Origin of the sequence: Micromonospora parva (genome assembly GCF_040649675.1) — a bacterium.
Classification (GTDB): domain Bacteria; phylum Actinomycetota; class Actinomycetes; order Mycobacteriales; family Micromonosporaceae; genus Micromonospora; species Micromonospora parva.
The window spans coordinates 319,255-343,840 of sequence record NZ_JBEZFX010000008.1 but is presented as its reverse complement, the minus strand read 5'-3'; the positions used below and the strand labels follow the sequence as shown (position 1 = coordinate 343,840).

General features: G+C 69.8%; 18 protein-coding genes. 11 read left to right on the top strand and 7 right to left on the bottom strand.

Annotation, left to right across the window (positions count from 1 at the left end; translation table 11 throughout):
- Positions 1–52: 52 nt before the first annotated feature.
- Both glgB and AB0C03_RS21980 read right to left on the bottom strand, forming a co-directional pair.
- On the bottom strand, positions 53–2,155 hold the full coding sequence (glgB, locus tag AB0C03_RS21985; RefSeq protein WP_030335788.1) for a 1,4-alpha-glucan branching protein GlgB: 2,103 nt from the start codon (positions 2,153–2,155) through the stop codon (positions 53–55).
- A complete protein-coding gene (locus AB0C03_RS21980; RefSeq protein ID WP_030335786.1) occupies positions 2,143–4,437 on the bottom strand; it encodes an alpha-1,4-glucan--maltose-1-phosphate maltosyltransferase in 2,295 nt (764 codons plus the stop codon). The genes glgB and AB0C03_RS21980 overlap by 13 nt, the downstream gene beginning before the upstream one ends.
- A 227-nt stretch (positions 4,438–4,664) precedes the next feature.
- On the opposite strand from AB0C03_RS21980, the gene AB0C03_RS21975 reads away from it, so the two are divergent.
- From AB0C03_RS21975 to AB0C03_RS21965, 3 genes are all read left to right on the top strand, one after another.
- Entirely contained in the window at positions 4,665–5,609 is a 945-nt protein-coding gene (locus tag AB0C03_RS21975; RefSeq protein ID WP_030335783.1) for an inositol-3-phosphate synthase, read from the top strand.
- 78 nt (positions 5,610–5,687) lie between these two features.
- Entirely contained in the window at positions 5,688–6,086 is a 399-nt protein-coding gene (locus AB0C03_RS21970; RefSeq protein WP_051708754.1) for a fluoride efflux transporter FluC, read from the top strand.
- Entirely contained in the window at positions 6,086–6,481 is a 396-nt protein-coding gene (locus AB0C03_RS21965; protein WP_030335780.1) for a fluoride efflux transporter FluC, read from the top strand. Before AB0C03_RS21970 ends, AB0C03_RS21965 begins: the two co-directional genes overlap by 1 nt.
- An 18-nt stretch (positions 6,482–6,499) precedes the next feature.
- Here AB0C03_RS21965 and glgA read toward each other — a convergent pair whose 3' ends face one another.
- Positions 6,500–7,705 carry a glycogen synthase gene (gene glgA, locus AB0C03_RS21960; RefSeq protein ID WP_030335778.1) on the bottom strand — a complete coding sequence of 402 codons (1,206 nt, stop codon included), beginning with the start codon at positions 7,703–7,705 and terminating at the stop codon, positions 6,500–6,502.
- 72 nt (positions 7,706–7,777) lie between these two features.
- On the opposite strand from glgA, the gene glgC reads away from it, so the two are divergent.
- Entirely contained in the window at positions 7,778–9,010 is a 1,233-nt protein-coding gene (gene glgC, locus AB0C03_RS21955) for a glucose-1-phosphate adenylyltransferase (protein WP_030335777.1), read from the top strand.
- Between the two features lie 31 nt (positions 9,011–9,041).
- Positions 9,042–10,685: a phosphoglucomutase (alpha-D-glucose-1,6-bisphosphate-dependent) gene (pgm, locus tag AB0C03_RS21950; RefSeq protein WP_030335775.1), complete on the top strand. Its 1,644-nt coding sequence runs from the start codon at positions 9,042–9,044 to the stop codon at positions 10,683–10,685.
- A 133-nt stretch (positions 10,686–10,818) separates the two neighbouring features.
- Here pgm and AB0C03_RS21945 read toward each other — a convergent pair whose 3' ends face one another.
- Both AB0C03_RS21945 and AB0C03_RS21940 read right to left on the bottom strand, forming a co-directional pair.
- Positions 10,819–11,742, bottom strand: coding sequence for an NAD(+)/NADH kinase (locus tag AB0C03_RS21945; RefSeq protein ID WP_387221958.1), 924 nt, complete (start codon positions 11,740–11,742; stop codon positions 10,819–10,821).
- Between the two features lie 100 nt (positions 11,743–11,842).
- Positions 11,843–14,950 carry a M14 family metallopeptidase gene (locus tag AB0C03_RS21940; protein ID WP_030335153.1) on the bottom strand — a complete coding sequence of 1,036 codons (3,108 nt, stop codon included), beginning with the start codon at positions 14,948–14,950 and terminating at the stop codon, positions 11,843–11,845.
- A 41-nt stretch (positions 14,951–14,991) separates the two neighbouring features.
- Here AB0C03_RS21940 and AB0C03_RS21935 point away from each other — a divergent pair, with 41 nt between their 5' ends.
- From AB0C03_RS21935 to AB0C03_RS21920, 4 genes are all read left to right on the top strand, one after another.
- Positions 14,992–15,975, top strand: coding sequence for an acyltransferase (locus AB0C03_RS21935; RefSeq protein ID WP_357638618.1), 984 nt, complete (start codon positions 14,992–14,994; stop codon positions 15,973–15,975).
- 108 nt (positions 15,976–16,083) lie between these two features.
- On the top strand, positions 16,084–17,031 hold the full coding sequence (locus AB0C03_RS21930) for an NAD-dependent epimerase/dehydratase family protein (protein WP_030335149.1): 948 nt from the start codon (positions 16,084–16,086) through the stop codon (positions 17,029–17,031).
- Entirely contained in the window at positions 17,031–18,554 is a 1,524-nt protein-coding gene (locus AB0C03_RS21925) for a lipopolysaccharide biosynthesis protein (RefSeq protein WP_357638616.1), read from the top strand. The genes AB0C03_RS21930 and AB0C03_RS21925 overlap by 1 nt, the downstream gene beginning before the upstream one ends.
- Positions 18,514–19,134 carry a DapH/DapD/GlmU-related protein gene (locus AB0C03_RS21920; RefSeq protein ID WP_357638614.1) on the top strand — a complete coding sequence of 207 codons (621 nt, stop codon included), beginning with the start codon at positions 18,514–18,516 and terminating at the stop codon, positions 19,132–19,134. The genes AB0C03_RS21925 and AB0C03_RS21920 overlap by 41 nt, the downstream gene beginning before the upstream one ends.
- Before the next feature lie 10 nt (positions 19,135–19,144).
- On the opposite strand, the gene AB0C03_RS21915 is transcribed toward AB0C03_RS21920, so the two are convergent.
- The gene (locus tag AB0C03_RS21915) at positions 19,145–20,449 is read right to left on the bottom strand and encodes a glycosyltransferase (RefSeq protein WP_357638612.1); all 1,305 of its coding nucleotides are present in this window, start codon (positions 20,447–20,449) and stop codon (positions 19,145–19,147) included.
- A gap of 162 nt (positions 20,450–20,611) precedes the next feature.
- Between AB0C03_RS21915 and AB0C03_RS21910 the strand changes: the two genes are divergently transcribed.
- On the top strand, positions 20,612–21,697 hold the full coding sequence (locus tag AB0C03_RS21910) for a glycosyltransferase (protein WP_357638610.1): 1,086 nt from the start codon (positions 20,612–20,614) through the stop codon (positions 21,695–21,697).
- Complete coding sequence (locus tag AB0C03_RS21905) at positions 21,694–23,022, top strand: glycosyltransferase (RefSeq protein WP_357638608.1); 1,329 nt, start codon at positions 21,694–21,696, stop codon at positions 23,020–23,022. Before AB0C03_RS21910 ends, AB0C03_RS21905 begins: the two co-directional genes overlap by 4 nt.
- Here AB0C03_RS21905 and AB0C03_RS21900 read toward each other — a convergent pair.
- Positions 22,993–24,318, bottom strand: a complete 1,326-nt coding sequence (locus AB0C03_RS21900) for a hypothetical protein (protein ID WP_210865503.1) — start codon at positions 24,316–24,318, stop codon at positions 22,993–22,995. The genes AB0C03_RS21905 and AB0C03_RS21900 overlap by 30 nt on opposite strands.
- Between the last annotated feature and the right edge of the window lie 268 nt (positions 24,319–24,586).

The window sequence follows — 24,586 nt, the reverse complement described above, 5'->3', positions numbered from 1 at the left end:
GGTCTGCGCCGACCTGCCGTAAGCCCTGCCCTTCTACCGTCAGCGGCGGCTGTCAGCTTTGGCGGAGCCAGATCGCACCCAACGGCGGCACCTGGAGGGCCGCTGACGCGACCATCCCGTGCCACGGCACGTCCTCGGCCCGCACCTCACCCAGGTTGCCCACCCCGGACCCGCCGTAGTGGTGGGCGTCGGTGTTGAGCACCTCGGTCCAGGTGCCACCGGCCGGCAATCCGATCCGGTAGTCGTGCAGCGGCTGGGCGGAGAAGTTCGCCACGCAGACCAGCGTCGAGCCGTCCGGGGCGATCCGGATGAACGACACGGTGTTGTTGGCGACGTCGTCACCGGCGATCCAGCGGAAGCCGGCCGGCTCGGTGTCCTGGGCCCAGAGCGCCGGGGTGTCCCGGTAGACCCGGTTGAGGTCGCCGACGAGGCGTTGCACGCCGGCGCGGGCCGGGTCGTGCAGCAGGTACCAGTCGAGGCCGCGTTCCTCGCTCCACTCCCGGTCGTCTGCCAGCTCGGAGCCCATGAAGAGCAGTTGCTTGCCGGGGTGCGCCCACATGTACGCCAGCAGCGCCCGCACGTTCGCCAGCCGCTGCCAGGTGTCGCCGGGCATCTTGCCGGCCAGTGAGCCTTTGCCGTGCACCACCTCGTCGTGGCTGATCGGCAGCACGTAGTTCTCGCTCCAGGCGTACGCCAGGGAGAAGGTGAGCTGGTGGTGGTGGTGCTGGCGGTAGATCGGGTCCTTCGAGGTGTAGAGCAGGGTGTCGTGCATCCAGCCCATGTTCCACTTGAACCCGAAGCCGAGCCCGCCCTCGGCGGTGGGTCGGGTGACCCCCGGCCAGGCGGTGGACTCCTCGGCGATCATGACGACGCCGGCGTGGTGCTTGTAGACGGTGGCGTTGACCTCCTGAAGGAAGGCGATGGCCTCCAGGTTCTCCCGGCCGCCGTACTGGTTGGGGGCCCACTCGCCGTGGTTGCGGGAGTAGTCCAGGTAGAGCATCGAGGCGACCGCGTCGACCCGCAGCCCGTCGACGTGGAACTGGTCGCACCAGTAGAGCGCGTTGGCGACCAGGAAGTTGCGGACCTCGTTGCGGCCGAAGTCGAAGACGTACGTGCCCCAGTCGGGGTGCTCGCCGCGCCGCGGGTCGGGGTGCTCGTAGAGCGGGGTGCCGTCGAACCGGGCGAGGGCCCACTCGTCCTTGGGGAAGTGCGCGGGCACCCAGTCCAGCAGGACGCCGATGCCGGCGGCGTGCAGTTGGTCCACCAGGTACCGGAAGTCGTCCGGGTCGCCGAACCGGGAGGTCGGCGCGTAGTAGCCGGTCACCTGGTAACCCCAGGAACCGCCGAACGGGTGCTCCATCACCGGCAGGAACTCCACGTGGGTGAAGCCCAGCTCGGTGACGTACGCGGTGAGCTGCTCGGCCAGCTCGCGGTAGCCCAGGCCGGGCCGCCACGAGCCGAGGTGCACCTCGTAGACGCTCATCGGCTCCTGGTGCGGCTGCCGTTCGGCCCGCCGGGCCAACCAGTCCGCGTCGTTCCACCGGTACGTCGAGTGGTGCACCACCGAGGCGGTGGCCGGCGGCACCTCGGCGTACGCGGCGAGGGGGTCGGCCTTGTCCCGCCACTGCCCGTCGGCGCCGAGCACCCGGTACTTGTAACGGGCCCCGACCCGCGCGTTGGGGACGAACAGCTCCCACACCCCGCTGGAGCCGAGCGAGCGCATCGGCCAGCCGTCGTCCGGCCCCCAGCCGGTGAAGTCGCCGACCACCCGCACGCCCTGGGCGTTGGGCGCCCAGACGCTGAACGCCACGCCCTCGTCGAACACCCGGGCGCCGAGCGCCTCCCACAGTCGCTCGTGCCGGCCCTCGCGGATCAGGTGCAGGTCCAGGTCGCCGAGGGTCGGCGGGTAGCGGTACGGGTCGTCGTGCGCGGTGCCGTCGACCTCCACCCGGTAGTCGAGCACGACGCCGTCGACCTGCGCCTCGAAGACGCCCACGTCGTGGACCCGCTTCATCGGGTGCCGCTCGTCGCCGACGAGCAGCATCACGTCCCCGGCGCCCCGGCGCATGGTGCGGATCGTCGTCGACGAGTCGGCGGGGTGCGCGCCGAGCAACGCGTGCGGGTCGTGCGTCGCGCCGGAGATCAGCTGGTCCATCGGTCGTCCTTCGGGGCGGGAGCGGTCGGCGCGGAACGGGACGGGCGGGTGGCGGCCGCACGGGCCGCCGCCCGGGACGCCAGGGTGGCCGGCGTCGCCGCCACGCTGGCCGGGGGCCCCGGAGCGGCGGTTGGGGCCGATGGCGCGGTGGCGGGGGGAGACGGTTCGGTGGCCGGGGCCACCGGGGCGGTGGCGGGGGCCGACGGCGCGGTGGCGGGGGGCGACGGCGCGGTGGCCGGGGCCACCGGGGCGGTGCCGCCGGACAGGTCGTCCGGCACGTCGGCGACGGTGAGGTCCGCCGGTTCGGCGCCCGCCAGCGGCGGCGCGACCGGCGGGGTCGGGCGACGCACCGTCAACACGTGCGCGGGTTGCAGGTACGGGTCGAGGCGTACCGCGTTGCGTTGACCCCAGTCGTAGCTGGTGCCGGTCAGCTCGTCGTACACCGTGAAGCGCTCGTGCCAGTCGAAGCCGAGCGCCGGCATGTCGAGGGTGGTGTTGCCCCACTGCACCTCGCGCGGGTCGAACGAGCAGATCACGATGACCGTGTTGCCGGTCTCCGGGTCGTGCTTCGACCAGCACAGCAGCGCCGGGTTGTCGATCTCGTGGAACCGCAGGTTGCGCAGCTGGTGCAGGGCGGGGTTGTCCCGGCGTACCCGGTTGAGGGTGGTCAGGAACGGCGCCAGCGAGCGGCCCTGCGCCTCGGCGGCGGCCCAGTCGCGGGGGCGCAGCTCGTACTTCTCGTTGTCCAGGTACTCCTCGGCGCCCGGCCGGGCCACGTGCTCGAACAGCTCGTAACCGGCGTAGAGGCCCCAGGAGGGGGAGAGCAGCGCGGCCAGCACCGCCCGGATCTTGAACATCGGCGGGCCGCCGTGCTGCAACGACTCGTGCAGGATGTCGGGGGTGTTCGGCCAGAAGTTCGGCCGCATGTAGTCGGCCGCCTCGATCAGCTCCTCGCAGTACTCCCGCATCTGCGCGGCCGTCGTGCGCCAGGTGAAATAGGTGTACGACTGGGTGAAGCCGATCTTGCCGAGGCCGTGCATGATCGCCGGCCGGGTGAACGCCTCGGCCAGGAACAGCACGTCCGGGTCGACAGTCTTCACCTCGGCGATCAGCCAGTGCCAGAAGTCGAACGGCTTGGTGTGCGGGTTGTCCACCCGGAAGATCCGGATGCCCTCACCGACCCAGTGCAGCACCACCCGCAGCACCTCGGCCCGGATGCCCTCGGGGTCGTTGTCGAAGTTGACCGGGTAGATGTCCTGGTACTTCTTCGGCGGGTTCTCCGCGTACGCGATGCTGCCGTCGGCCCGGGTGGTGAACCACTCCGGGTGCTCGGTGACCCACGGGTGGTCGGGCGCGCACTGCAACGCCAGGTCCATCGCGACCTCCAGGCCCTGTGCGGCAGCCGCCTGGATGAAGGCTCGGAAGTCCGCCGGCGTACCCAGGTCGGGGTGGATCGTGTCGTGGCCGCCCTCGGCGGCGCCGATCGCCCACGGCGAGCCCACGTCGGTCGGACCGGCGGTGAGCGCGTTGTTGCGGCCCTTGCGGTTGATGCGGCCGATCGGGTGGATCGGCGGCAGGTAGAGCACGTCGAAGCCCATCGCGGCGACACCCGGCAGCCGTTCGGTGGCGGTCGCGAAGGTGCCGGACCGGCCACCCACCGCCCCTTCGGAGCGGGGGAAGAACTCGTACCAGGCCGAGTAGAGCGCCCGCTTGCGGTCAACCCAGATCGAGTACGCGTCACCGGCGGTGACCAGCTCTCGCACCGGGTGCTCCCAGAGCAGGTCGGCCAGGGCCAGAGCCGGCCCGACCCGCTGCGCCAGCGGCAGGTCGGTGTCGACCAGCGCCGTGAGCGCGTCGGCGACCCGGGGCCGGTCGGCGGCCGGGACGAGGCTGCGGGCGGCGGCGAGTACCCGAGCGCCTTCGGCCAGGTCGTTGGCCAGGTCCTCCGGCCCCTGCCCGGCGGCGACCTTCTTGGTCACCGCGTTCTGCCAGGTCAGGTACGGGTCCTGGAACGCCTCGACGGAGAAGGTCCACGAGCCGACGGCGTCGGGGCAGATGGTGGCGTGCCAGCGGTCCTGACCCGGCTCGCCGGGGCGCATCCGGGTGAACGGCCGCGGCTCGCCGTCGGGGCCGGCCCACACCACGTTGCAGCCCAGCGCGTCGTGCCCCTCCCGGTAGGCGCGCGCCGACACCGGGACCGGTTCGTCGACGACCGCCTTTGCCGGGTACCGCCCGCAGGAGACGACGGGGGAGACGTCTTCGATCGGGAACCGTCCAGTCACCCCGCCAACCTACTGCGCGAGATCCGTTCGCGCGCGGCCAAGCGTGCCGCTCTGTCCCACACCCGGTGCACGGAAGGTGTCGCGACGATCCGAAGGACGCAAGATCGCGCAAAATCCTGGTTCTAGTGGTGTCGGAGCCTCGGCGATGCCACCAGATCGTGGTTCCAGCGTGATCTTGACGGCGGCGGAACGGGATCACCGAGCCGGAGGTGCCGTAGCCTCCGGTCATGATCAAACGGGTGAGGGTCGCGGTCGTCGGTGTCGGCAACAACACGTCAGCGCTGGTGCAGGGGATCGCGCTGCACCGCCACAACGGCAGCCTGGTGGGTGTCCGCCGGCCGGTCGTCGACGGGATCGCGGTGGGCGACATCGAGTTCGTCGCGGCCTTCGCCACCTCCAAGGAGAAGATCGGCAAGGATCTGACCGAGGCGATCTTCCTGCCGCCCAACAACGTCCCTCGGCTGAACTGCGACCTGCCCAGCTCGGGTGTGCCGGTCACGAAGGGGCTCGTCGACGCGACCGGGGTGGACCGGGTGGCGGCGGCACTGGCCGGGGCGGAGGTGCTGCTCTACTCGGCGCCGAGCGGCCGACCGGAGACCGCCCGGGCGTACGCCGAGGCGGCGCGCATCGCGGGCGTCGCCTTCATCAACACCACCGCCGACCCGATCTCCCGCGATCCGCAGGTGATGAGCCGGTTCGAGGCGGCCGGTCTGCCGCTGCTCGGAGACGACCTGGCCAGCCAGTTCGGCACCTCGGTGGTGCACAACGCGCTGTTGCGGCTGCTGCGCGAACGGGGCCTGGCGCTGATCAGTTCCTACCAGGTCAATCTGGGCGGTACCGAGGACTTCCGCAACCTGGTCGAGAACCCCAACACCAAGAAACAGTCCAAGCTCAACGCCCTGCCGGACGCCGACAAGGTCGAGGTGGCTCCGCTCGGCTACCTGCCGCACCTGCGATCACAGAAGGTGGCGCACCTCAACATCGAGGCGCAGGGCTGGGGTGAGACGACGCTGAGCCTCGACGTGAAACTGAAGGTTGACGACCCGAGTGGCGCGGCCGGGGTCAACATCGACCTGATCCGCATCGCGGCCGTCGCGCTCCGCAACGGGCACGGCGGTCACCCCGCACAGGCGACGTCGTTGTTCAAGTCCCCACCCGGAACGCCGATCTGACCGGGCGGACGTCGACCGTACGGGTGAGGGCCGCCCGGCCGGGGCGTCGGTGGCATACGACGGTGAGTCAATGGGCCAATGACAATCCTCGCGATCGTCGTCGGCGGTGGTATCGGCGCCACCCTGCGGTACCTGCTGGGGCTCGGCTTCGCGCCGTCCACGCCACCTGACTTCCCCTGGGTCACCTTCGTGATCAACATGGTGGGCGCGTTCGCGCTCGGCGCCGTGATGACGCTGCTCGCGGCACACCGGCTGCCGGGCCCGTGGGGCAAGCCGTTCCTGTCGACCGGGCTCATCGGCGGGTTCACCACCTGGTCGCACTTCATCGTCGAGAGCGACCAGCTGATCGGGGCGCGGCGCAGCGGAATCGGCATCGTCTACCTGGTCGTGTCCATCGTCCTCGGAGTGCTCGCGGCGGCGCTCGGCGCCCGCCTGGTGGAACTGCGCACCGGGCGTCCGACGGCAAGGAGTGCCTGATGTGGGTCGGCATCGGGGTGTTCCTGGCCGGCGGACTCGGAGCGCTGAGCCGCGCCGGCGTCGACGCGTTGGTGAAGCCGTGGTGGAGCAGGCGGGCCACCGGGTCCAGCAAGGCGTTCCCGGCGAGCACCTTCCTGATCAACGTGTCGGGCGCGTTCGTGCTCGGCATCGTCACCGGCTACGCGGTGAAACACACCGCCGGAGGCGCGCAGGACTTCGCCACCGTCGTCGGCGTCGGCTTCCTCGGCGCGTACACCACCTTCTCCACCGAGGAGTGGCACACCCTGGGACTGCTGCGCAAGAACGCCGCCGTCGAGGCCTTCAACGTGCTCGGCAGCCTCTGCGCGAGCCTCGTGCTGGCCGCACTCGGCCTGTGGCTCGGCAGCCTGCTCTAGCGCCAGCAGGCAGCCTGTCTAGCGGGCCAGCACGGAGCGGTAGACCTCCAGGGTCTGCCCGGCGATGGCGTCCCAGGAGAAGTGCTCCACCGCGCGTCTCCGGCCGGCCAGGCCGAACCGTTCGGTGCGCGCCGGGTCCGCCAGCAGAGTGTTGATCGCCGCCGCCAGGTCGGCCACGAAACGGTCCGGGGCCAGGGGCGTGCCGGAGCCGTCGGTGGCCTGCTCGATCGGCACCAGCAGCCCCGTCTCACCGTCGGCCACGACCTCGGGGATACCGCCGGTGGCGGTCGCCACCACCGCCGTCTCGCAGGCCATCGCCTCCAGGTTGACGATGCCCATCGGCTCGTACACCGACGGGCAGGCGAAGACGGTGGCGTGGGTGAGCACCTGGATCACCTCGGTCTTGGGCAGCATCTCGGCCACCCAGACCACCCCGGAACGGTTGGCCCGCAGCTCGGCCACCAACTCCTCGACCTCGGCGGCGATCTCGGCGGTGTCCGGCGCGCCGGCCAGCAGCACCAGTTGGGTGTCCGCCGGCAACTCCCGGGCGGCGCGCAGCAGGTACGGCAGCCCTTTCTGCCGAGTGATCCTTCCCACGTAGACCACGCTCGGCCGGGACGGGTCGATGCCGAGCCGGTCGAGCACGTCGGTGTCGGCGTCCGGGGCGTACTGGATGGTGTCGATGCCGTTGTAGACCACCCGGACCCGGTCGGGGTCGATCTGCGGGTACGCGGTGAGAACGTCGGAGCGCATCCCGCCGCTGACCGCGATGATCGCGTCGGCCGACTCGTACGCCGTGCGCTCGATCCACGAGGAGAGCGCGTAACCGCCGCCGAGCTGCTCGGCCTTCCACGGCCGCAGCGGCTCCAGGCTGTGCGCGGTCACCACGTGCGGCACCCCGTGCAGCAGCTTCGCGGTGTGACCGGCCAGGTTCGCGTACCAGGTGTGGCTGTGCACCACGTCGGTGCCGGCCGTGCCGGCGGCCATCTCCAGGTCCACGCCCATGGTGCGCAGCGCGGCGTTCGCGCCGGTCAGGCCGGGCGGTTCGGGGTACGCGGTGACGCCCGGCTCGGTGCGCGGCAGGCCGAAGCAGTGCACCCGCACGTCGGTGCGGCGGCGCAACTCCCGGGCCAGGTACTCGACGTGCACGCCCGCGCCGCCGTAGACCTCCGGTGGGTACTCGCGGGTGAGCAGATCGACGCGCGGCGGGGTGGGTTCCGTCATGACCCCGCACCCTAGTGCAGAAGACTCCCCGTACGAGTGGTGAAGTGGGGCGAGGGTGGATAGCGTCGGGGCATGGCTGCCAAGGTGCTCGCGATCGTCCTGGCGGGTGGGGAGGGCAAGCGCCTGATGCCACTCACCACGGACCGGGCCAAGCCGGCCGTCCCGTTCGGCGGGATGTACCGCATGGTCGACTTCGTCCTCTCCAACCTGGCCAACGCCGGCTATCTCAAGATCGTCGTGCTGACCCAGTACAAGTCCCACTCCCTCGACCGGCACATCACCAAGACCTGGCGGATGTCCACGCTGCTCGGCAACTACGTCACCCCGGTGCCCGCGCAGCAACGTCGCGGCCCGTGGTGGTTCGCCGGCTCGGCCGACGCCATCTACCAGAGCTTCAACCTCATCAACGACGAGCAGCCCGACTACGTGATCGTCTTCGGCGCCGACCACATCTACCGAATGGACCCGCGGCAGATGGTGGAGGACCACATCGCCTCCGGTGCGGCGGTGACCGTCGCCGGCATCCGCCAGCCGCTGTCGATGGCCGACCAGTTCGGCGTCATCGAGGTCGGCGAGGACGGCAAGCGGATCCGCGCGTTCCGCGAGAAGCCCACCGACGCGGTCGGCCTGCCCGACGCGCCGGACGAGATCTACGCCTCGATGGGCAACTACGTCTTCACCACCCGGGCCCTCTGCGAGGCGGTCGAGCGCGACGCCGAAGACAAGACCAGCAAGCACGACATGGGCGGCAGCATCATCCCGATGCTCGTCGAGCGCGGCGAGGCCAACGTCTACGACTTCCGCGACAACGAGGTGCCGGGCAGCACCGACCGCGACCGCGGCTACTGGCGGGACGTGGGAACGCTCGACTCGTTCTACGACGCGCACATGGATCTGATCAACGTGCACCCCGTCTTCAACATGTACAACTTCGACTGGCCGATCTACACCGAGCAGCCGCCGTGGCCGCCGGCGAAGTTCGTCCACCAGTGGGGTGAACGGGTCGGCCGGGCGGTCGGCTCGATGGTCTCCCCGGGTGTGGTGATCTCCGGCTCGCTGGTGGAGAACTCGATCGTCTCGCCGAAGGTGCGGGTGCACTCCTGGGCGCACGTCGAGGGCTCGGTGCTGATGGAGGGTGTGGAGATCGGCCGGCACGCGGTGATCCGACGGGCCATCCTGGACAAGAACGTGTTCGTCCCGGAGGGCGTCGAGATCGGCGTCGACCTGGAGAAGGACCGGCAGCGCTACACCGTCTCCGACAACGGCATCGTGGTGATCGGCAAGGGCCAGAAGGTCGTGCCGTGAGCGTCCCGCACTTCCCGAGGAGGATCCCGCAGTGACCCACCCCCGTGCCGGCCAGCCCGCCGAGCCCGCCGACCTGGTCGACGTGCCGCGCCTGGTGACCGCCTACTACGCCGAGCATCCGGACCCCGCGGACCCGGCCCAGCAGGTCTCCTTCGGCACCTCCGGGCACCGCGGCTCCAGCCTGCGCAACGCGTTCAACTCCGACCACATCCTCGCGGTCACCCAGGCGCTCTGCGACTACCGACGCGAGCAGGGGTTGGACGGGCCGCTCTTCCTCGCCCGGGACACCCACGCGCTCTCCGCGCCGGCCGCGGTGGACGCCCTGGAGGTGCTCGCCGCCAACGGGGTCACCGTGCTGGTGGACAGCCGCGACGGCTACACCCCGACCCCGGCGCTGTCGCACGCGATCCTCACCCACAACCGGGGGCGGACCAGCGGGCTCGCCGACGGCATCGTGATCACCCCGTCGCACAACCCGCCCGACGACGGCGGTTTCAAGTACAACCCCACCAACGGCGGGCCGGCCGACACCGACGTCACCCGGTGGATCCAGGACCGGGCCAACGCCATCCTCGCCGCCGGGCTCAAGGAGGTCCGCCGGATCACCTACGCGCGGGCGCGGGCCGCCGACACCACCGGGGAGTACGACTTCCTCGCCCACTACGTCGACGACCTGCCGGCGGCGATCGACATCGACGCCATCCGTGACGCGGGGATCCGCATCGGCGCGGACCCGCTGGGCGGGGCGAGCGTGGCGTACTGGGGTGAGATCGCCGAGCGGCACCGGCTGGACCTGACGGTGGTCAACCCGACCGTCGACCCGACCTGGCGGTTCATGACCCTGGACGGCGACGGCAAGATCCGGATGGACTGCTCCTCGCCGAACGCGATGGCGTCGTTGATCGCCGCGCGGGCCGATTACCAGATCTCCACCGGCAACGACGCGGACGCCGACCGGCACGGCATCGTCACCCCGGACGCCGGGCTGATGAACCCCAACCACTTCCTGGCGGTGGCGATCGGACACCTGTTCCGCACCCGCACCGAGTGGGGTCCGGCGGCCGCCGTGGGCAAGACCCTGGTCTCCTCGTCGATGATCGACCGGGTTGCCGCCGACCTGGGCCGACCCCTGCTGGAGGTGCCGGTCGGCTTCAAGTGGTTCGTACCCGGCCTGCTCGACGGCGCTGTCGGCTTCGGCGGTGAGGAGAGCGCCGGGGCGTCGTTCCTGCGCCGCGACGGCTCGACCTGGACCACCGACAAGGACGGCATCCTGCTCTGTCTGCTCGCCGCCGAGATCCAGGCCACCACCGGCCGCAGCCCGAGCGAGCACTGGGCGGAGTTGGCCGAGCGCTTCGGCGCGCCCGCGTACGCCCGGATCGACGCCCCCGCCACCCGGGAGCAGAAGGCAGTGCTCGGCAAGCTCTCCCCGGACCAGGTCACCGCCACCGAGCTGGCCGGTGAGCCGATCACCGCGACGCTGACCACCGCCCCGGGCAACGGCGCACCGATCGGTGGCCTGAAGGTCAGCACCGAGTCCGGCTGGTTCGCCGCGCGGCCCTCCGGCACGGAGGACGTCTACAAGATCTACGCCGAGTCCTTCCAGGGCCCCGACCACCTGAAGAAGATCCAGGAAGAAGCCAAAACCCTGGTAGACCAAGCCCTAACCCAGGCCTAACCCGCACCCCCCTGCCCCCCCTTTACCCCGGTTGATCAAGAGGTTTGCGTCATGCCGACCGGCGTGTCGTGACGCAAACCTCTTGATCAACGGCGTCGCGGGGCAGGCAGCAGGGGGGGCGGGGTGGGGGGTATCAGCAGGGTGGGGGGTCGGCGGGTGGGGGTAGTTGTTGGCCGCGCCGGCGCAGTTCTTCGGGGAGTAGTTCGCGGAGTTGCTCGGGGAGGAACGGCAGGTCGAGCAGCGTCATCTTCAACTGGTTGCGCTCCTGGTAACGCAGCGGATCGAAGCGGACCACCAGACCGGCGTCGCGGCGGTACGAGATGTCCACCGTCCCCTCCGTCGCCGCGTCGCGGAACACCAACCCGTCCATCTCCACGACCACCGGCGACGAGTTGGGCTGCAACTCCAACCGGATCTTCTCGTCCGGGGAGAGCACCACCGCCCGGGAGATGCCGGCCATCGGCGCCGCCGGCGTGATCACCACCGAGTCCGCCGCCGGGGAGATCAGTGGACCACCGGCGGCGTAGCTGTACGCCGTCGAGCCGATCGGAGTGCTGACCACCACGGCGTCGCTGCGGTAGTAGCCGTACTGCTGGCCGTCGATGGCGAGCGTGACGCTGACGAAGCCGGCCCCCGGCTGGCGAACCAACGCGATGTCGTTGAACGCCACGATGTCGTCACCGCAGACGTCGCAGGCGAGGCAGGCGTGCGACTCGATGGTGAAATCCTTCGACAGCAGCCGGCTCAGCGCTTCGGGCAACTCCGGCGGTTCGACTTCGACGAGAAACCCCAGACGACCCAGGTGTACGCCGAGCACCGGCTTGGGGTCGCCGATGGCGGAGCGCAGCGCACCCAACATGGTGCCGTCACCGCCGATGCTGATCAACGCGTCGGCGCGGGCCGCGACCTCACCCGCCGGCACCGGCTCGACGGCGGACGGGACACGGTGCTGGTCCTCCTCGCGCACCATCAGCGTCTTGTGGTGACGCGTCGCCCACCGCTCGATGATCCCGACCACCTCGGTGACATCCCGGGTGGGGTGCAACACAAGTCCCAGCCCCGACACCCGTACAGCTCATCACATCGCTGGCGGGCGCACCCGGCGTACGCCGAAGGTGTGCCGGCGGCCCGCGGACCGCCGGCACACCTCGCCGCCGTCAGGGGCGGGGCTGACCGGTGAGGTGGGTCAACGAGCGGGCGACCAGGTCATCGCGGGCCGCCGGAGGCAGACCCTCCAACCCGAAGCCCAGATACACCGTGTCCCCGGTGACCACCACCGAACCCTCCTCGAACGCCTGCTGGCTGCGCGACCAGTCGTTGGCGTTGCCCGCGGAGCCGGGCGGCGGACCGGCCACCGTCCAGCCCCCCAGGTCGGCCGACTCGAACGAGGTCTCCGCCACTGTCGACCCGTCGACAAGCACCCGGGCGTCGTCCAGGAAGACACCCAGCCCCTGGGTGCCCCAGTCCGAGGCGTACGTGATCGACACCTCGACCTGCTTGCCGGCGTAGCCCGACAGGTCGACAACGAACTCCTTCCAGCCACCCGACGACCCGGTCGCCGCGTTCCAGCTGCCGGTGCTCCCGGTGGGGGAGCAGTCCGCGCCCTGGTAGTGCGCGAGGAACGGGTGCAACTGCTCCACCCAACCCTCGGTGCAGCTGTCGCCGGTGACAGTGCCGGTCTTGCCGTTGACGTCCGGCAGGGTCGTCCAGTCGTCGCTGCCCACCTCGTGCGCCTCGACGAACATGAAGTCCCAGTCCTGCTCGATCTCGTAGGAGGTGAAGAAGCGCAACTCCGCGCTGCTCGCCCCGGTGAGGTCCACCGTGCGGGTGAGCCGCTTGTACGACTCGTCGGTCTGCCCGCTGTACAGGTACCACTCACCGGTACGCGGATCGAACGGCGCACCGCCCGGTCGGGTCCAGCCCACCGGCGCGGAACTGGCGAACTGCGGGAACTCGTCCGGCGGCAGGAAGCTCGACGTGGTCAGGAACGACGCGGTGTGCGCCTGGTTCTCCGCCGAGCCCGAAGCGTTCAGCTGCCCGGTGAAGCCGGTGAACGCCGCGTCGGTCCCGGCGACCGGGAACGGTTCCCCCGCCGGGCTGGTCCCGCCGTCACTGACGTAGGTGTGCGCGCCCAGCCAGTACTGCTGGAAGTCGTTCAACAGGGGCAGACAGCTGGCGGCCCCGGCGTCGGTGCACTCCGGTGGCGCGTCCGGGTGATAGACGTACGACCCGTTGGCGCCCTGCGCGAACAACGCGTACTGGCCGCTGACCAGCAGTTTGCCGCCCTCGTTCAGGTAGTCCCGAACGGCCAGCTCGGTGTCCAGGGCCGCCCTGGCCGTCGTGCCGGCCACCTGACCGGGGGAGCGCAGGATCACGTCGTCGCCGGTCTCCCAGACCACCGCCCGGTAGTGCGACAGCACGCCCAGCGGATGCGGCGCCTTGCGGCCCATGACGTCGAAGTCGTACACGTCGCTGCTGCGCCCGGCGGCGCTCAGCGACGCCGCGACCTCGTCGGCGTACTTCGCGGTGCTGCCGGTCTGCGCCGGGCTGAGGCCGGTAACGTCCTCCATCGCGAGAACCAGCACGTCACCGCCGATGTCGTTGTGCACCCGATAGGTAAAGTGGTCGCTGGCCACCACCCCGGCACGCGGTTTGTTCCCGGTGAACCAGACCTCCACCCGGTCGCCCGGCTTAGCGCCGCTGACCGTGCCGCGTAGCTCGGCGTAGTAGTCGTCGTGCGTGTCACCGTACCGTTCGCCGCCGCGCCACTCGCGGACCGCGACAGTCTTCGGCCGTCCACCGTTGACCATGTAGTGCATCCGCACGTTCTTCAGCGCCCGACGGGTGATCGAGGCGACCTGCTGGGTGCGCCCGTACGAGGTGTCGAAGGCATCCACCACGAAGTCCGGGGTGCTGCGACCGACCACCGACACCGGCTCGTCCGGGTCCGCTGCGGACCGGGCCACGGCCAGCGCGAACGGCAGGTTCTTGCCCACCTCGCCGGCGATCAGCGCCTCGTCGTCCGGGAAGATGAAACCGCTGACGCAGTCCTCCGGGCGCCACTGGTCGTCCGGGTCGACGGCCGAGGCGGCCTCGCAGGTGGACATCTCCGGGGTGAAGCCCAGCGTGCCGTACTTGACGGTGGCGTGACTGTCGGTGTCCCCGTTGGTGGTGTACAGCTCCGCGGAGATGTCCGGGTCGTAGCCGGGCACCGCCGGGTGCGCGTCGTCCCCGGCCATCGCCTTGTAGATCTCGTCGTCCGGGGTGGGGGTGCTCACCTGCCAGCCGACGCCGTAGAGCAGCAGCTCGGCCGCCGAGTGGTAGTTGACGAAGAACTCGAACCCCACCCGTTTGAAGAGCCGGTCCAGGGCCACCGTCTCCGGCTCCGAGTTGGGGCCCGGACCCCGGTAGGTCTCACTGTTCGGCTCCGGCGACGAACCCTCGTTGTCGTACCCCCACTTGTAGCTGAAGTTGCGGTTCAGGTCGACGCCGTCGCCGGAGCCGATCTGCCCGTCACCGTTGTTGTCCCGCAGGTTCTTGCGCCACAACCGGTTGCCGGGGGTGAAGGTGAAGTCGTAGCCGTCCGGGTTGGCGACCGGCAGGAACCACAGCTCGGTCGTGTTCAGGAGCTTGGTGATCTCCGGGTCGGTGCCGTAGCTGTCCAGCACGTGGTGCATGAGCCGGCGGGTCATCTCCGGCGTGATCCACTCACGGGCGTGCTGCGCGCCGGCATAGAGCACCGCCGGCCGCTTGCCGTCCGCGACGGTCCGCGCGTTCTTGGTGACCTTCACCGCGACGATCGGCTGCCCCTGCTGGCTGCGTCCGATCGTCTGCACCTTGGTCAGCTTCGGATACCGGGCCGCGGTGGCGTTCAGCTCGTCGCGCAGGCCGCCCGGCTCACCGTAGGGACGGAAACTCGTCCAGCCGGCCGCGCCCTGCTCCCGCAGCGCCTGCGACGCGTCCTTGCCGCGAACCTTCTTCACCGACAGCGGTACGCCCTTGTCGGTCAACCGCTTCGCCTGCCGTCGGCTGAGCACCGTCTCGACAGTCGTCCGGCCCGACGAGTCCGTCTTCGCGTCGTGGCCGAGGTCGACCCCCGCCGCGCGCAGCTGCTCCCGCTGTTTCGCGTCGACGGTGCCGACGTACACCTCCAGGCCGTCGCGGGCGCCCGGGTCGGACGGTGGCCGCGCGCTGGCCGGTGGGGTGAGTGCCAGTGCGCCGAGCAGGGTGACCACGCTGGCGATCGCCAGTCGTCTCGGTCTCATCGCGCCTCCTTGGGTGAAGGACCTGTAGGCGCGAGCCTTCGGTGCGGCGTGATCGATGTCAATGGTTCGATGGGGGGAACGTTGCTGACCGTGTCGACGTAACTTCCTGTCGTGACGACCGGTCGCGTGGGCTGGCCGCCGTAAAAGTCGGCGCCGACGTCCGGTCCCGTGCACTCTCCCGACGCAAGAGATGGGCATTCGTGCATAAAACCGACTATCCGCACGTACGCTCGCTCCTGTCCGCAGCAGTGGTGACGAAGCCAGATGGGGGAGCAGGTGTCGATGCGTCAGATCCGTGGTCCGGTCCGGCCGGGCGTCATCGTCGCGGGGCGGTGCCGAGCCTGATGCGCGTGTCGTCGCGGCACCCGGGGCGGATGGTCACGGCGATTGCCCGCCTCCTCGACCTGATCTGGGTCAACGGCTCGCGGGCTCGCAGGGCCGTGCGGGGCGTGGCCAGCGCTCGCCGGTTTGCCGCCCATGGAGACAACTTCACCTTCGACCCGGACGGCGTCTACACCTACGAGACGATCGAGGTCGGCCGCAATGTCGATCTCGGTCACCGTCCGGTCATCATGGCTGCTCGATCCCGGATCCGCATCGGTGACAACGTCATGTTCGGGCCCGAGGTGACCATCCGGGGTGGCAACCACCGGATCGACCGCCTCGGCGTGCCGATGATCTCCGTCGAGAAGTGTCCCACCGACAGGGCTCTCGATCGGGGAGTGACGATCGGCGACGACGTGTGGGTGGGCACCCGTGCCGTCATCCTGCACGGAGTGACGATCGGTCGCGGTGCGGTGATCGGGGCGGGGGCCGTGGTGACCCGTCCGGTGCCGCCCTACGCGATCGCCGCCGGCAACCCCGCCCGAGTGATCCGGTTGCGCTGGCCGGTGGAGGCGATCGTCTCGCACGAAGAGCAGCTCTACCCGCCGGAACGCCGACTGACGCCAGCGGAGCTGGCGGTGCTGTCGGATCTTCCAGGGTCCGCCGCGCGGCCCGACCCGTCCGTCGCCACCGTCCCCTGACGGCGCGGCGCATCGTCGTGCCGTAGTCGCACGATGACGAAGCGTGACAGTCGTTGGGGAAACTCGTTGGACCGGTTGACCAGTAAACGGGGCGTGGAGGCGGGACGCATGCGACTACTCATCACCGGCGGTGCGGGATTCATCGGCTCCAATCTCGCCCGCGCCGCGGTCCTGCGGCGCAGCGTCACCGACATCCGGATTCTTGATGACCTGGCGACCGGGCGGATGAGCAACCTCGACGGCCTCGACGTGGACACGATTCCCGGTTCGATGCTCGACGACGAGGCGCTGGACCGGGCGATGGCCGGCCGCGACGCGGTGGTGCACCTGGCGGCGCTGCCGAGCGTGCCGCGCTCCTTGCGTGATCCGATCGCCTCACACCACGCCAACGCCACCGGCACGCTGCGGGTTCTGGAGGCAGCGCGCCGGCACGACGTGGGCCATGTCGTCGTCGCCTCGTCCTCGTCGGTGTACGGCGCGAACCCGGTGCTGCCGAAGACCGAGCTCGCCTGGACCCGCCCGCTCAGTCCGTACGCGGTGAGCAAGCTGGCCACCGAGGCCTACGCACTGGCGTACCAGACGTCCTTCGGTCTTCCCACCCTCGCGTTCCGGTTCTTCAACGTCTACGGTCCGGCCCAGCGCCACGATCACGGGTACGCGGCTGTCATCCCCCGCTTCATCTACGCGGCACTGCGCGGTGAGCCGACCGAACTCCACGGAGATGGTCGGCAGTCACGCGACTTCACCTATGTCGAGACGGTCTGCGCGGTGCTGCTGGCCGCTGTCGAGCGGACGGTCACCCATCCTCAGCCGGTCAATCTCGCCTTCGGCGTTCGTGCGGAGCTGCGCACTGTGGTGTCCGAGTTGGAGCAGATCATCGGCCGCCCGATCATTCGGCGGCACGTGGCGCCCCGCCCCGGGGACGTCCGGCACTCCGAGGCCGACAACAGGGTGCTCCGTTCACTCTTTCCTGACGTGGTGCCAACTCCCCGGCTCGACGGTCTGCGGGCCACCGTCGAGTGGTTCGAGGCGCACGTGTTGAAGCAGCCCGCCTGATGGCCGACCGCCCCTCACGCGCTGGGGCGGCCCCGCCCGTGCTGGTCGACGCGGTTGACGAGGCGTCCGCTGCCACCACGCCGGCGGTACGGGCCACGACGGTGCAGGCGGAGCCACGCCAGGACGACGTGTCGGCGGCACGGCGGTCGCGTGGCCGTGCGCTGGTCACCGGCATCGCCTCGTCGCTCGCCGGCAAGGCCGTCGGCCTGGTCGCGCCGCTGCTGATCACCCCGATCGCGTTCAGCTATCTCGGCGCCGAGCGGTACGGCATGTGGATGGCGATCACGTCGCTGACCGCGATGGCGTTGTTCGCCGACTTCGGCCTGGGAAACGGTCTGCTCACCCGGCTCTCGCGGCTGTACGCCACAGGTGATCGCCGCGTGGCGGCCCGGGAGATCGCGAGCGCCTACGCCCTGCTCACCTGCCTTGCGGTGGCGCTCCTGCTGGTGTTGGTGCTCAGCATTCAGCTGGTTGCCTGGCCGGCGTTTCTGAACGTCGTGGACCCGGTGGTGGCTCGGGACGCCCGAGCGGTCGTCTTGCTCTGCTTCGGTGCCTTCCTCATCAACATCCCGCTGGCCCTCATCCAGCGGGTGCAGTACGCCCACCAACAGGTCGGGCAGAGCAACCTCTGGCAGGCGGCCGGCAGTCTCGTCTCGGCGGCTCTGGTGGTGGCCGCCGTCGCCGTGAACGCCGCTCCGGTTCTGGTGATCGCCGCCGCGGTGCTCGCCGTGCCGCTGCTGAACCTGGCCAACTCGATCTGCTATTTCGGCTGGCAGCAGCCCGACCTCCGGCCACGCGTGAAGGACGTGCGCGCCTCGAAAGTGCGGGGGCTGCTCCGACTGGGGTTGCGGTTCTTCGGACTCTCCGTGCTGAGTTCCATCGCCCTCAACATCGACGGGTTCCTGGTCGGTCGGGTGCTCGGTCTGCACGCGGCCGCGAACTACGCGGTGATCCTGCGGATGTTCGCCGTGCTGGTTCTGTTCGTCACCTTGGTCAACCTGCCGCTCTGGCCGGCCAACGGCGAGGCGCTCGCACGGGGTGATGTGACCTGGGTCCGGCGCAGCACCCGACGGATGGTCTACCTGTCCGCTGCGGTGGTGACACTGCCCGCGCTGTGCCTCATTCTGGGCGGCAACGACATCCTGCGCCTCTGGGTGCGGTCGGACGACCTTGACCACGTGCCGGTCCCGCTGTTCGTCGCGCTCGCCGTGTGGTCGGTGTTTCTCGCTGTCGCGGCGCCGCTCTTCATGGTGCAGAACAGCGTCGGGCTGCTGGGGGCGCAGTTTCTCGGCTGGGCGGTCTGCCTTGTTGTCGCCGTACCGCTGAAGATCCTCCTTGCGGGCAGGGACGGGCTGTCCGGTGTGGCGCTCGCCTCGGCGCTGTCGTACGGGGTCACCGTGCTTCCCGCCGCCGTCGTCGGATACCGCAAGGCGTTGGCCAGCGTCTCAGCAAAGAGATCGAATCCGATCGAAATGGAGCATGATGGTGAGTACATTGCGCGGCATCGTCGCCGCCCTGCGTGATCGGCGAGCGGCAGCCCGCGACCCGGAAGGGTTCGCGCGTTCGATCGGGGTGAACCTGCGCGGACGGGTGCGTTTCTACGGCGTCAACCGGAGCATGTTCGGCTCTGAACCATGGCTGATCACCTTGGGCCACAATGTCTACATCACGGCCGGAGTGCAGTTCCTCACCCACGACGGTGGCACTCTCATTCTGCGCGGAGAGCATCCCGATCTTGAATGGACCGCGCCGATCAGTATCGGCGACGACGTCTACATCGGTGTCCGATCGATCATCATGCCGGGGGTGCGGATCGGGGATCGGTGCATCATCGGCGCTGGTTCGGTCGTGACCCGTGACGTTCCGGACGGCAGCGTCGCCGCGGGCGTACCTGCCCGCGTTCTCCGGAGCACCGACGAGTACCTCACCGCGATGAAGGCCAAGTCACTCGGCTGTGGACACCTGCCCGCTCAGGAAAAGGCCGCGGTGATCCGAGAGATCTACGGCGTGCCGGGGCATCAGAAGGACCGGGCGGCGCGAGCGACCTCAGCCGGCAGCAGGAGGACGACTGAGCCGACAGCTCCCGCTGGTCCGCTGGGGTGATCGGGTCGAATCACCACCCGCCGCGCGGTGGGCGTACGTCCGTCTGCCCGCTCACGTGGTCCTGCTCGGTCCGCGCCCCGGCCACGAACGCGCTCACCGTGGGTGCCCAGGCCCGGTAGTCGAACGCCGCAGCCCGCTCCCGGGCACGCCGGCTCATCTGCCACCACTGCGCGTCGTCCAGGGTGAGCGCCCGCATGAGGCCGTCCCGCACGTCGTGCGCGCCGGGACCCGCCAGCACGATGCCCTCTCGGCCGTCATCAATGTAGGTCGCCAGGTCACTGGTGTGGTTGAGCAGAACCGGGCAGCCGGCGGCCAGACTCTCGGGGACCTTCGACGGAAAGCCCGCCTCGGCGTAACCCCCGGTGGGTCGGACCAGCACCGAGAAGTGCGCCGCGCGCAGTTCGGCGAGAACACGCTCGCGCGACACCCGCCCCAGGAAGATGACCTGGTCGCCGAGGTCCGTCACCGCCCCCTGGTCCAGGTCGGACATGGCTGCGGCCTGCTCCTGGGTCATCCCGGCTATCGTCAGCCGGACCCGCTGGCGTTCGGGTTCCGGCAGTCGACGGATGCCCTCCACCACCGCGGCGAGGTGGTCCTTGGAGCCCGCGGTGCCGGCGTACAGCAGACGCAGGCTCTTCGTCAGTGACGAGGGCGCCGGTTGGCGATAGTCGGCGCAGTCGACCTGGGGCGGAACCACCAGGACGGGCCGGTTCGGCCGGATGAGACGTCGCTGCAGCGTCGTGGAGATGGCGATGATCCGATCGGCCAGCCGCGCAGCGAGGAAGGAGTGCCACCGGTGCCGGATGAAGTAGGGCGTCAGGCGTCCACGGCGAAACTGTCGGGGGTCGTGCCGTTCGAGAACGTCCACCGTCAACGGGCAGCGCATCGTCAGCCGTAACACGATCCAGGTGGTCAGGTTCCACAACCCGAGTGGAAGACAGACAGCAGTGACCTCACCGACGGGCACCCCCGCCTGACGCAGGGCCTTGAGTACGCGCAGTGGTCGGCTCTGCCGGCGCAGCCAGCGCCGGAGCCGGCTGCCTCCACCTGCGGCGACCAGCGTGATCAGACGCAGTTCGGGTGGCAGGGCGAACAGCTCAGGTTGCCGTTCGTTGTCGGGCCAGTCGTTCACGATCAGGGTTGTCGCGCCCGGAGGAGTCGCGGAGCGGGCCAGCTGGAGCAGTCGGTTCGACATGGCGTCACCGTGCGGGAACCGGTACGCCGCCACCATGACCACTCGTGGCCCGGGTTCGCCGGAGGTAATGGTCGGCTGAGCTGGAGAGGTGAGGGTCTCGTAGCTTTTCATGCTTTCCATTCGTATAAAGCGTGTCTCAGGCTTTTGACGGCTATTGCCGGTGTTACTGTACGCACCGATTCGATTACTGGGGATCAGGGCACGCCGCCGGTGCCGGTCGTCGACGATGGAGTGTCAGTGGAGCCAGCCAGTCGGGACGAGCAGAGTCCGTACACCCCACCTGTGCGAGCACGGCCGATAGTCGTGCAGCACTCGGCCGGTACGCCCGGCGCCAACGGGCCACTGACCGCCGTGGGGCGGGTGCTGGATTCCCCACTCAGCGAGCGGTACGAGTTCGTCCGCATGCATCAGGTCGGCGGCAACGGTGGCCTCAACGTGCCTTTGCTGCGCCAGTGGGTCCGACTTCTGCGGGGGGTACGCCCCGACCTGGTGCACGTGCGCGGCCTGCAGAACGAGGGCTTTCATGGCGTGCTCGCCGCCCGGTTGGCCGGCTGCCCCCGAATCCTGGTCACGGTGCACGGCACCGTGCGGGACCTGAGGCACGGCGGCCACACCTGGCGGAGAACGATGGTGGTCCGTGGCGCGGAGCCGGCAACGCTGCGGATGGCCAGCCACGTCGCCACGGTCTGCGAGTACGCCGCCAACCGGGACTTCGTCCGGGCACACGCCGGCAAGCTCGTCGGCGTGATCCCCAACGGGGTTCCGCTACCTACCGATGTCGGTGCCGTGAGGAGTAGCCGACGCGCGGCCCTCGGCCTTGCCCACGACGACGTGGCCATGATCGCGGTAGCGCGCCTGAACTGGGACAAGGGCTTCGGGGTGCTGGCGGACGCGCTTCGCCGACTGCCGCCACGCCCTGGTCGCCGGGTGCTGCTGGTCGCCGGTGACGGACCGGACCGGGCCGGAATCGCCGAGGCACTGGCCGACGTGCACGGCATCGAGGTGCGGCTGCTCGGCAATCGGCTCGACGTGCCGGACCTCCTCTCGGCCGCGGACATCTTCGTCTTTCCCACCCTGCACGAGAACCTGTCCAACGCTCTGCTGGAGGCGATGGCCCACGCTCTGCCCGTCGTAGCCTCGGCCGTCGGTGGCAACATCGAGGTGCTTCGCCAGGGCGGCGGTCATCTGGTGCCGGCCGGCGACCCTGTCGCATTCGCCACGGCCCTGGAGCCGTTGCTCGACGACGCCGCCGAACGCCGGCACCTGGGGGAGACGGGCCGCAAGGTGGTGCACGACGCGTACAGCCTGCCGGTCATGCTCCGGTCTCTCGATGGCGTCTACCAGCGCATCCTGGCAGGTGCGACGTGACCGACGAGCCCTGTCCCCGGGTGCTACTGCTGGGCTTCACCATCGGGGACGACTTGTTCCGTCACATCGTGGCGCACGACGTCGTCATGCCCACCCAGACCCACACGTTCGCCTGGGCCCTGGTGAGGAGCATCCGCGCCGCGGGCAGTCCGGTCCGTCTGCTCTCCGCGGCCCCCGCGTCGACCTTCCCGCGCAACCGCCAGATCCGCTTCAGGTCGGGGCGGTTCGAGCAGGACGGCGTGCAGGGAGAGCTGCTGGGCTTCGTCAACCTGCTCGGCCTGAAACATCTGACGCGGTTCGTCGCGGTCGTCCGTGCGGGCTCGCGGACGCTGCGCCAGCACGGCGACGACGTTCTGCTCATCCACGGCGTCCACTCGCCGTTCCTGTGGTTCGGGGCCCTGGTCGCGTGGCGACGGTCGGTACGGGTGGTGCCGGTCCTGACGGATCCCCCGGGAGTGGTTCTCCCTGAGGACGGCCGGATCGTCCGGGCGTTACGGCGGCTGGATCACACGCTGGTCCGGTTGGCGTTGCGGCGGTGTTCCGGCGTCGTGGTGCTCACCACCGCGCTCGCCGAGGACTTCGCGCCCTCGCTCCCGCGTCTGGTCATGGAGGGAATCTGCGATCCGCCCCCGGCCGAGGCGTCGACGGCCCACCCCACCCGTCCGCTCGTCTCAGCTCGGCCCCGCGTGGCGCCGGACGAAGCGCCGGCGGTCTGCCGCGACGTCGTGTACGCCGGCGGGCTCACCCGGGCCTACGGTGTGGATCGTCTGGTCGAGGCGTTCCGCGGTATGGACGATCCCGATCTGCGCCTGTTCCTGTTCGGTAGGGGAGAGCTGGAGGAATGGTCCCGGACCCAGGCCGAGGCCGATCCCCGGATCGCCGCCCCGGAGCTGCTCGACCGCGCGGCGCTGATGCCGCGCCTCGCACGTGCCTCGGTTCTGGTGAACCCGCGACCGGTGGATCAGTCGTTCGTCCGCTACTCGTTTCCGTCGAAGCTCATCGAGTACCTGTCGACCGGCGTTCCGGTGGTGACCACCAGGCTGCCGGGCATCCCGCCCGACTATGACCCGTACCTGTGCTTCGCCGAGTCCGACACGGCCAAGGGCCTGCGCGACGTCCTGCTCCGGGTGCTCGCCATGGCTCCCGAGGAGAGGGCCGCTCTCGGGGGCGCGGGGGCCGCGTTCGTACGACGGACGCGCGGTCCGGAGGCACAGGGCGAACGGCTCCGGTCCTTCCTGGCCGACCTGATGACCGCCCCACCGGGTGGTGGTGGCGGGTCGGTGGAGAAGCGCGGCCTACCGCAGCACCCGCGCGGGAGGCGTTGACCCGCTCCCGCTGCGGGTGAGGGCCGTCCACACGTACAGGAACAGCAGGGTGACGACGCCGATCAGCGCTGGGCGCGACATGCCGAGCTGATTGTTCGCCGGGATGTACGCCACGAGCAGACACATCTGCACGAAGATCAAGATCGGCAGGATGCCACCCGAGAGGTTCACCTCGCGCCAGAGCCGGGCGAAGAACCAACCCAGCAGGGCCATGAAGAGCACCGTTCCCGGGAAGGTGAGATCTGAGGCCAGCCAGGGATAGATCGTCGCCCAGTACATGCCCGCAGGCCACCCCGTCCGGTATTCGGTACGGACCGGGTACGCCGGGTACTGGTCAGCGTCGATGCCGAGGTACTGGCTGGCGTACGAGGTGATCGCCGGGGTGCTGCCGAGCCCGTGGGACCAGGTGAACGGCGTTTCGAGGTTGTAGGCGAGGCCGAGGTAACCGTGGGTTGGATAGATCACCAGCGCGGCCAGCCCGGTCGCCACCTGCTCGCCGGCGATCCGCTCGACCGTCGGATTCGCACGGACCCGATCCTGGGTGCCGAACTGGTCCACGCGATCTGCCTGATTGCTCATCATGTAGCCGCAGAAGAGCACGACCACGACCGCCACCAGCACCGTCGCGCGTCGCCGCTTCTGCCGCTGCGCGATGCGATCGGGATTCCGCGACGACGCGATGAGCAGCCCGGCGGCAATCATCAACACGAAGTCGCCGAGGCCCTTGAGCGTGCCGATGTAGAGGAAGAAGACGCTGTAGACGCCGATGCCGGCGAGCCCCACGAGTCGCAGGCCGCTCGACAGTCGCCGCCAGTAGACGACGAGCAGTGGCACGAGCGCGGTGCCCAGAACGCCGAGCAGGGTCAGTACCTGGATGACCGGGTTGGTCCGCCCGGCGTCCTCCTGCTGCTGGTAGACGGTGAACTTGTTGAGGTACGCCCCCGCTGGGTCCTGCAGGCTGGCAATGATGCTGCCCGGACCGGTTGCCCCGTATTCGAGTAGCAGGGCCACGCCGAAGACCATGTAGTAGATGCCACCGGCCAGCACCAACCGGCGAGCCCGCAGGATGTCGGTGGAGCGGGTCGTTCTGGCCCTGGGCGCGGAATTGCCGCGGAAGAGCTGTGCGACATAACCGACGGCAAAGGCGCCGGTCGCGCTCAACACGAACAGCCACAGCACGCCGCGGTTCGGCACCTCCTGCGCCAACGCCCCGGTCCAGAAGAGGCCGAATGTGCCCAGCATCCAGCCGCCGGCCAACAACAGTGGCAGCCACGCTCGCAGCGAACGACGGAACACGGCCGGGGGTTGTTGATTCGTTCGCGGCAACGCCGGCGTTGGCGCGAATCGACGTGTGGTGAGGTCTGGTGTTGTCGTGCTCATCCAGCTGTGCTCCCGCGTCAGTGTCCGCTCCGCCGGGTGCGTCCCGGTAGTGGTCGTTCTGCTCATCCCGGCCTGCACCGCCAAGCTGTCCGTCGGTAGGCGCACGGCAGGACCGAAGACGTGTGTCGTTCTGAAGAGCCGGCCAAGGTCGCAGGCGGACGTGCCGGATGTGTGTCACCAGTGC

Coding starts and splice junctions, on each gene's coding strand:
- AB0C03_RS21915 (WP_357638612.1), bottom strand. CDS start 20,449: ATGGAAAGCATGAAAAGCTACGAGACCCTCACCTCTCCAGCTCAGCCG.
- glgA (WP_030335778.1), bottom strand. CDS start 7,705: ATGACGGAACCCACCCCGCCGCGCGTCGATCTGCTCACCCGCGAGTAC.
- AB0C03_RS21920 (WP_357638614.1), top strand. CDS start 18,514: ATGGTGAGTACATTGCGCGGCATCGTCGCCGCCCTGCGTGATCGGCGA.
- AB0C03_RS21930 (WP_030335149.1), top strand. CDS start 16,084: ATGCGACTACTCATCACCGGCGGTGCGGGATTCATCGGCTCCAATCTC.
- glgC (WP_030335777.1), top strand. CDS start 7,778: ATGGCTGCCAAGGTGCTCGCGATCGTCCTGGCGGGTGGGGAGGGCAAG.
- AB0C03_RS21940 (WP_030335153.1), bottom strand. CDS start 14,950: ATGAGACCGAGACGACTGGCGATCGCCAGCGTGGTCACCCTGCTCGGC.
- AB0C03_RS21925 (WP_357638616.1), top strand. CDS start 17,031: ATGGCCGACCGCCCCTCACGCGCTGGGGCGGCCCCGCCCGTGCTGGTC.
- AB0C03_RS21970 (WP_051708754.1), top strand. CDS start 5,688: ATGACAATCCTCGCGATCGTCGTCGGCGGTGGTATCGGCGCCACCCTG.
- AB0C03_RS21965 (WP_030335780.1), top strand. CDS start 6,086: ATGTGGGTCGGCATCGGGGTGTTCCTGGCCGGCGGACTCGGAGCGCTG.
- AB0C03_RS21975 (WP_030335783.1), top strand. CDS start 4,665: ATGATCAAACGGGTGAGGGTCGCGGTCGTCGGTGTCGGCAACAACACG.
- glgB (WP_030335788.1), bottom strand. CDS start 2,155: ATGGACCAGCTGATCTCCGGCGCGACGCACGACCCGCACGCGTTGCTC.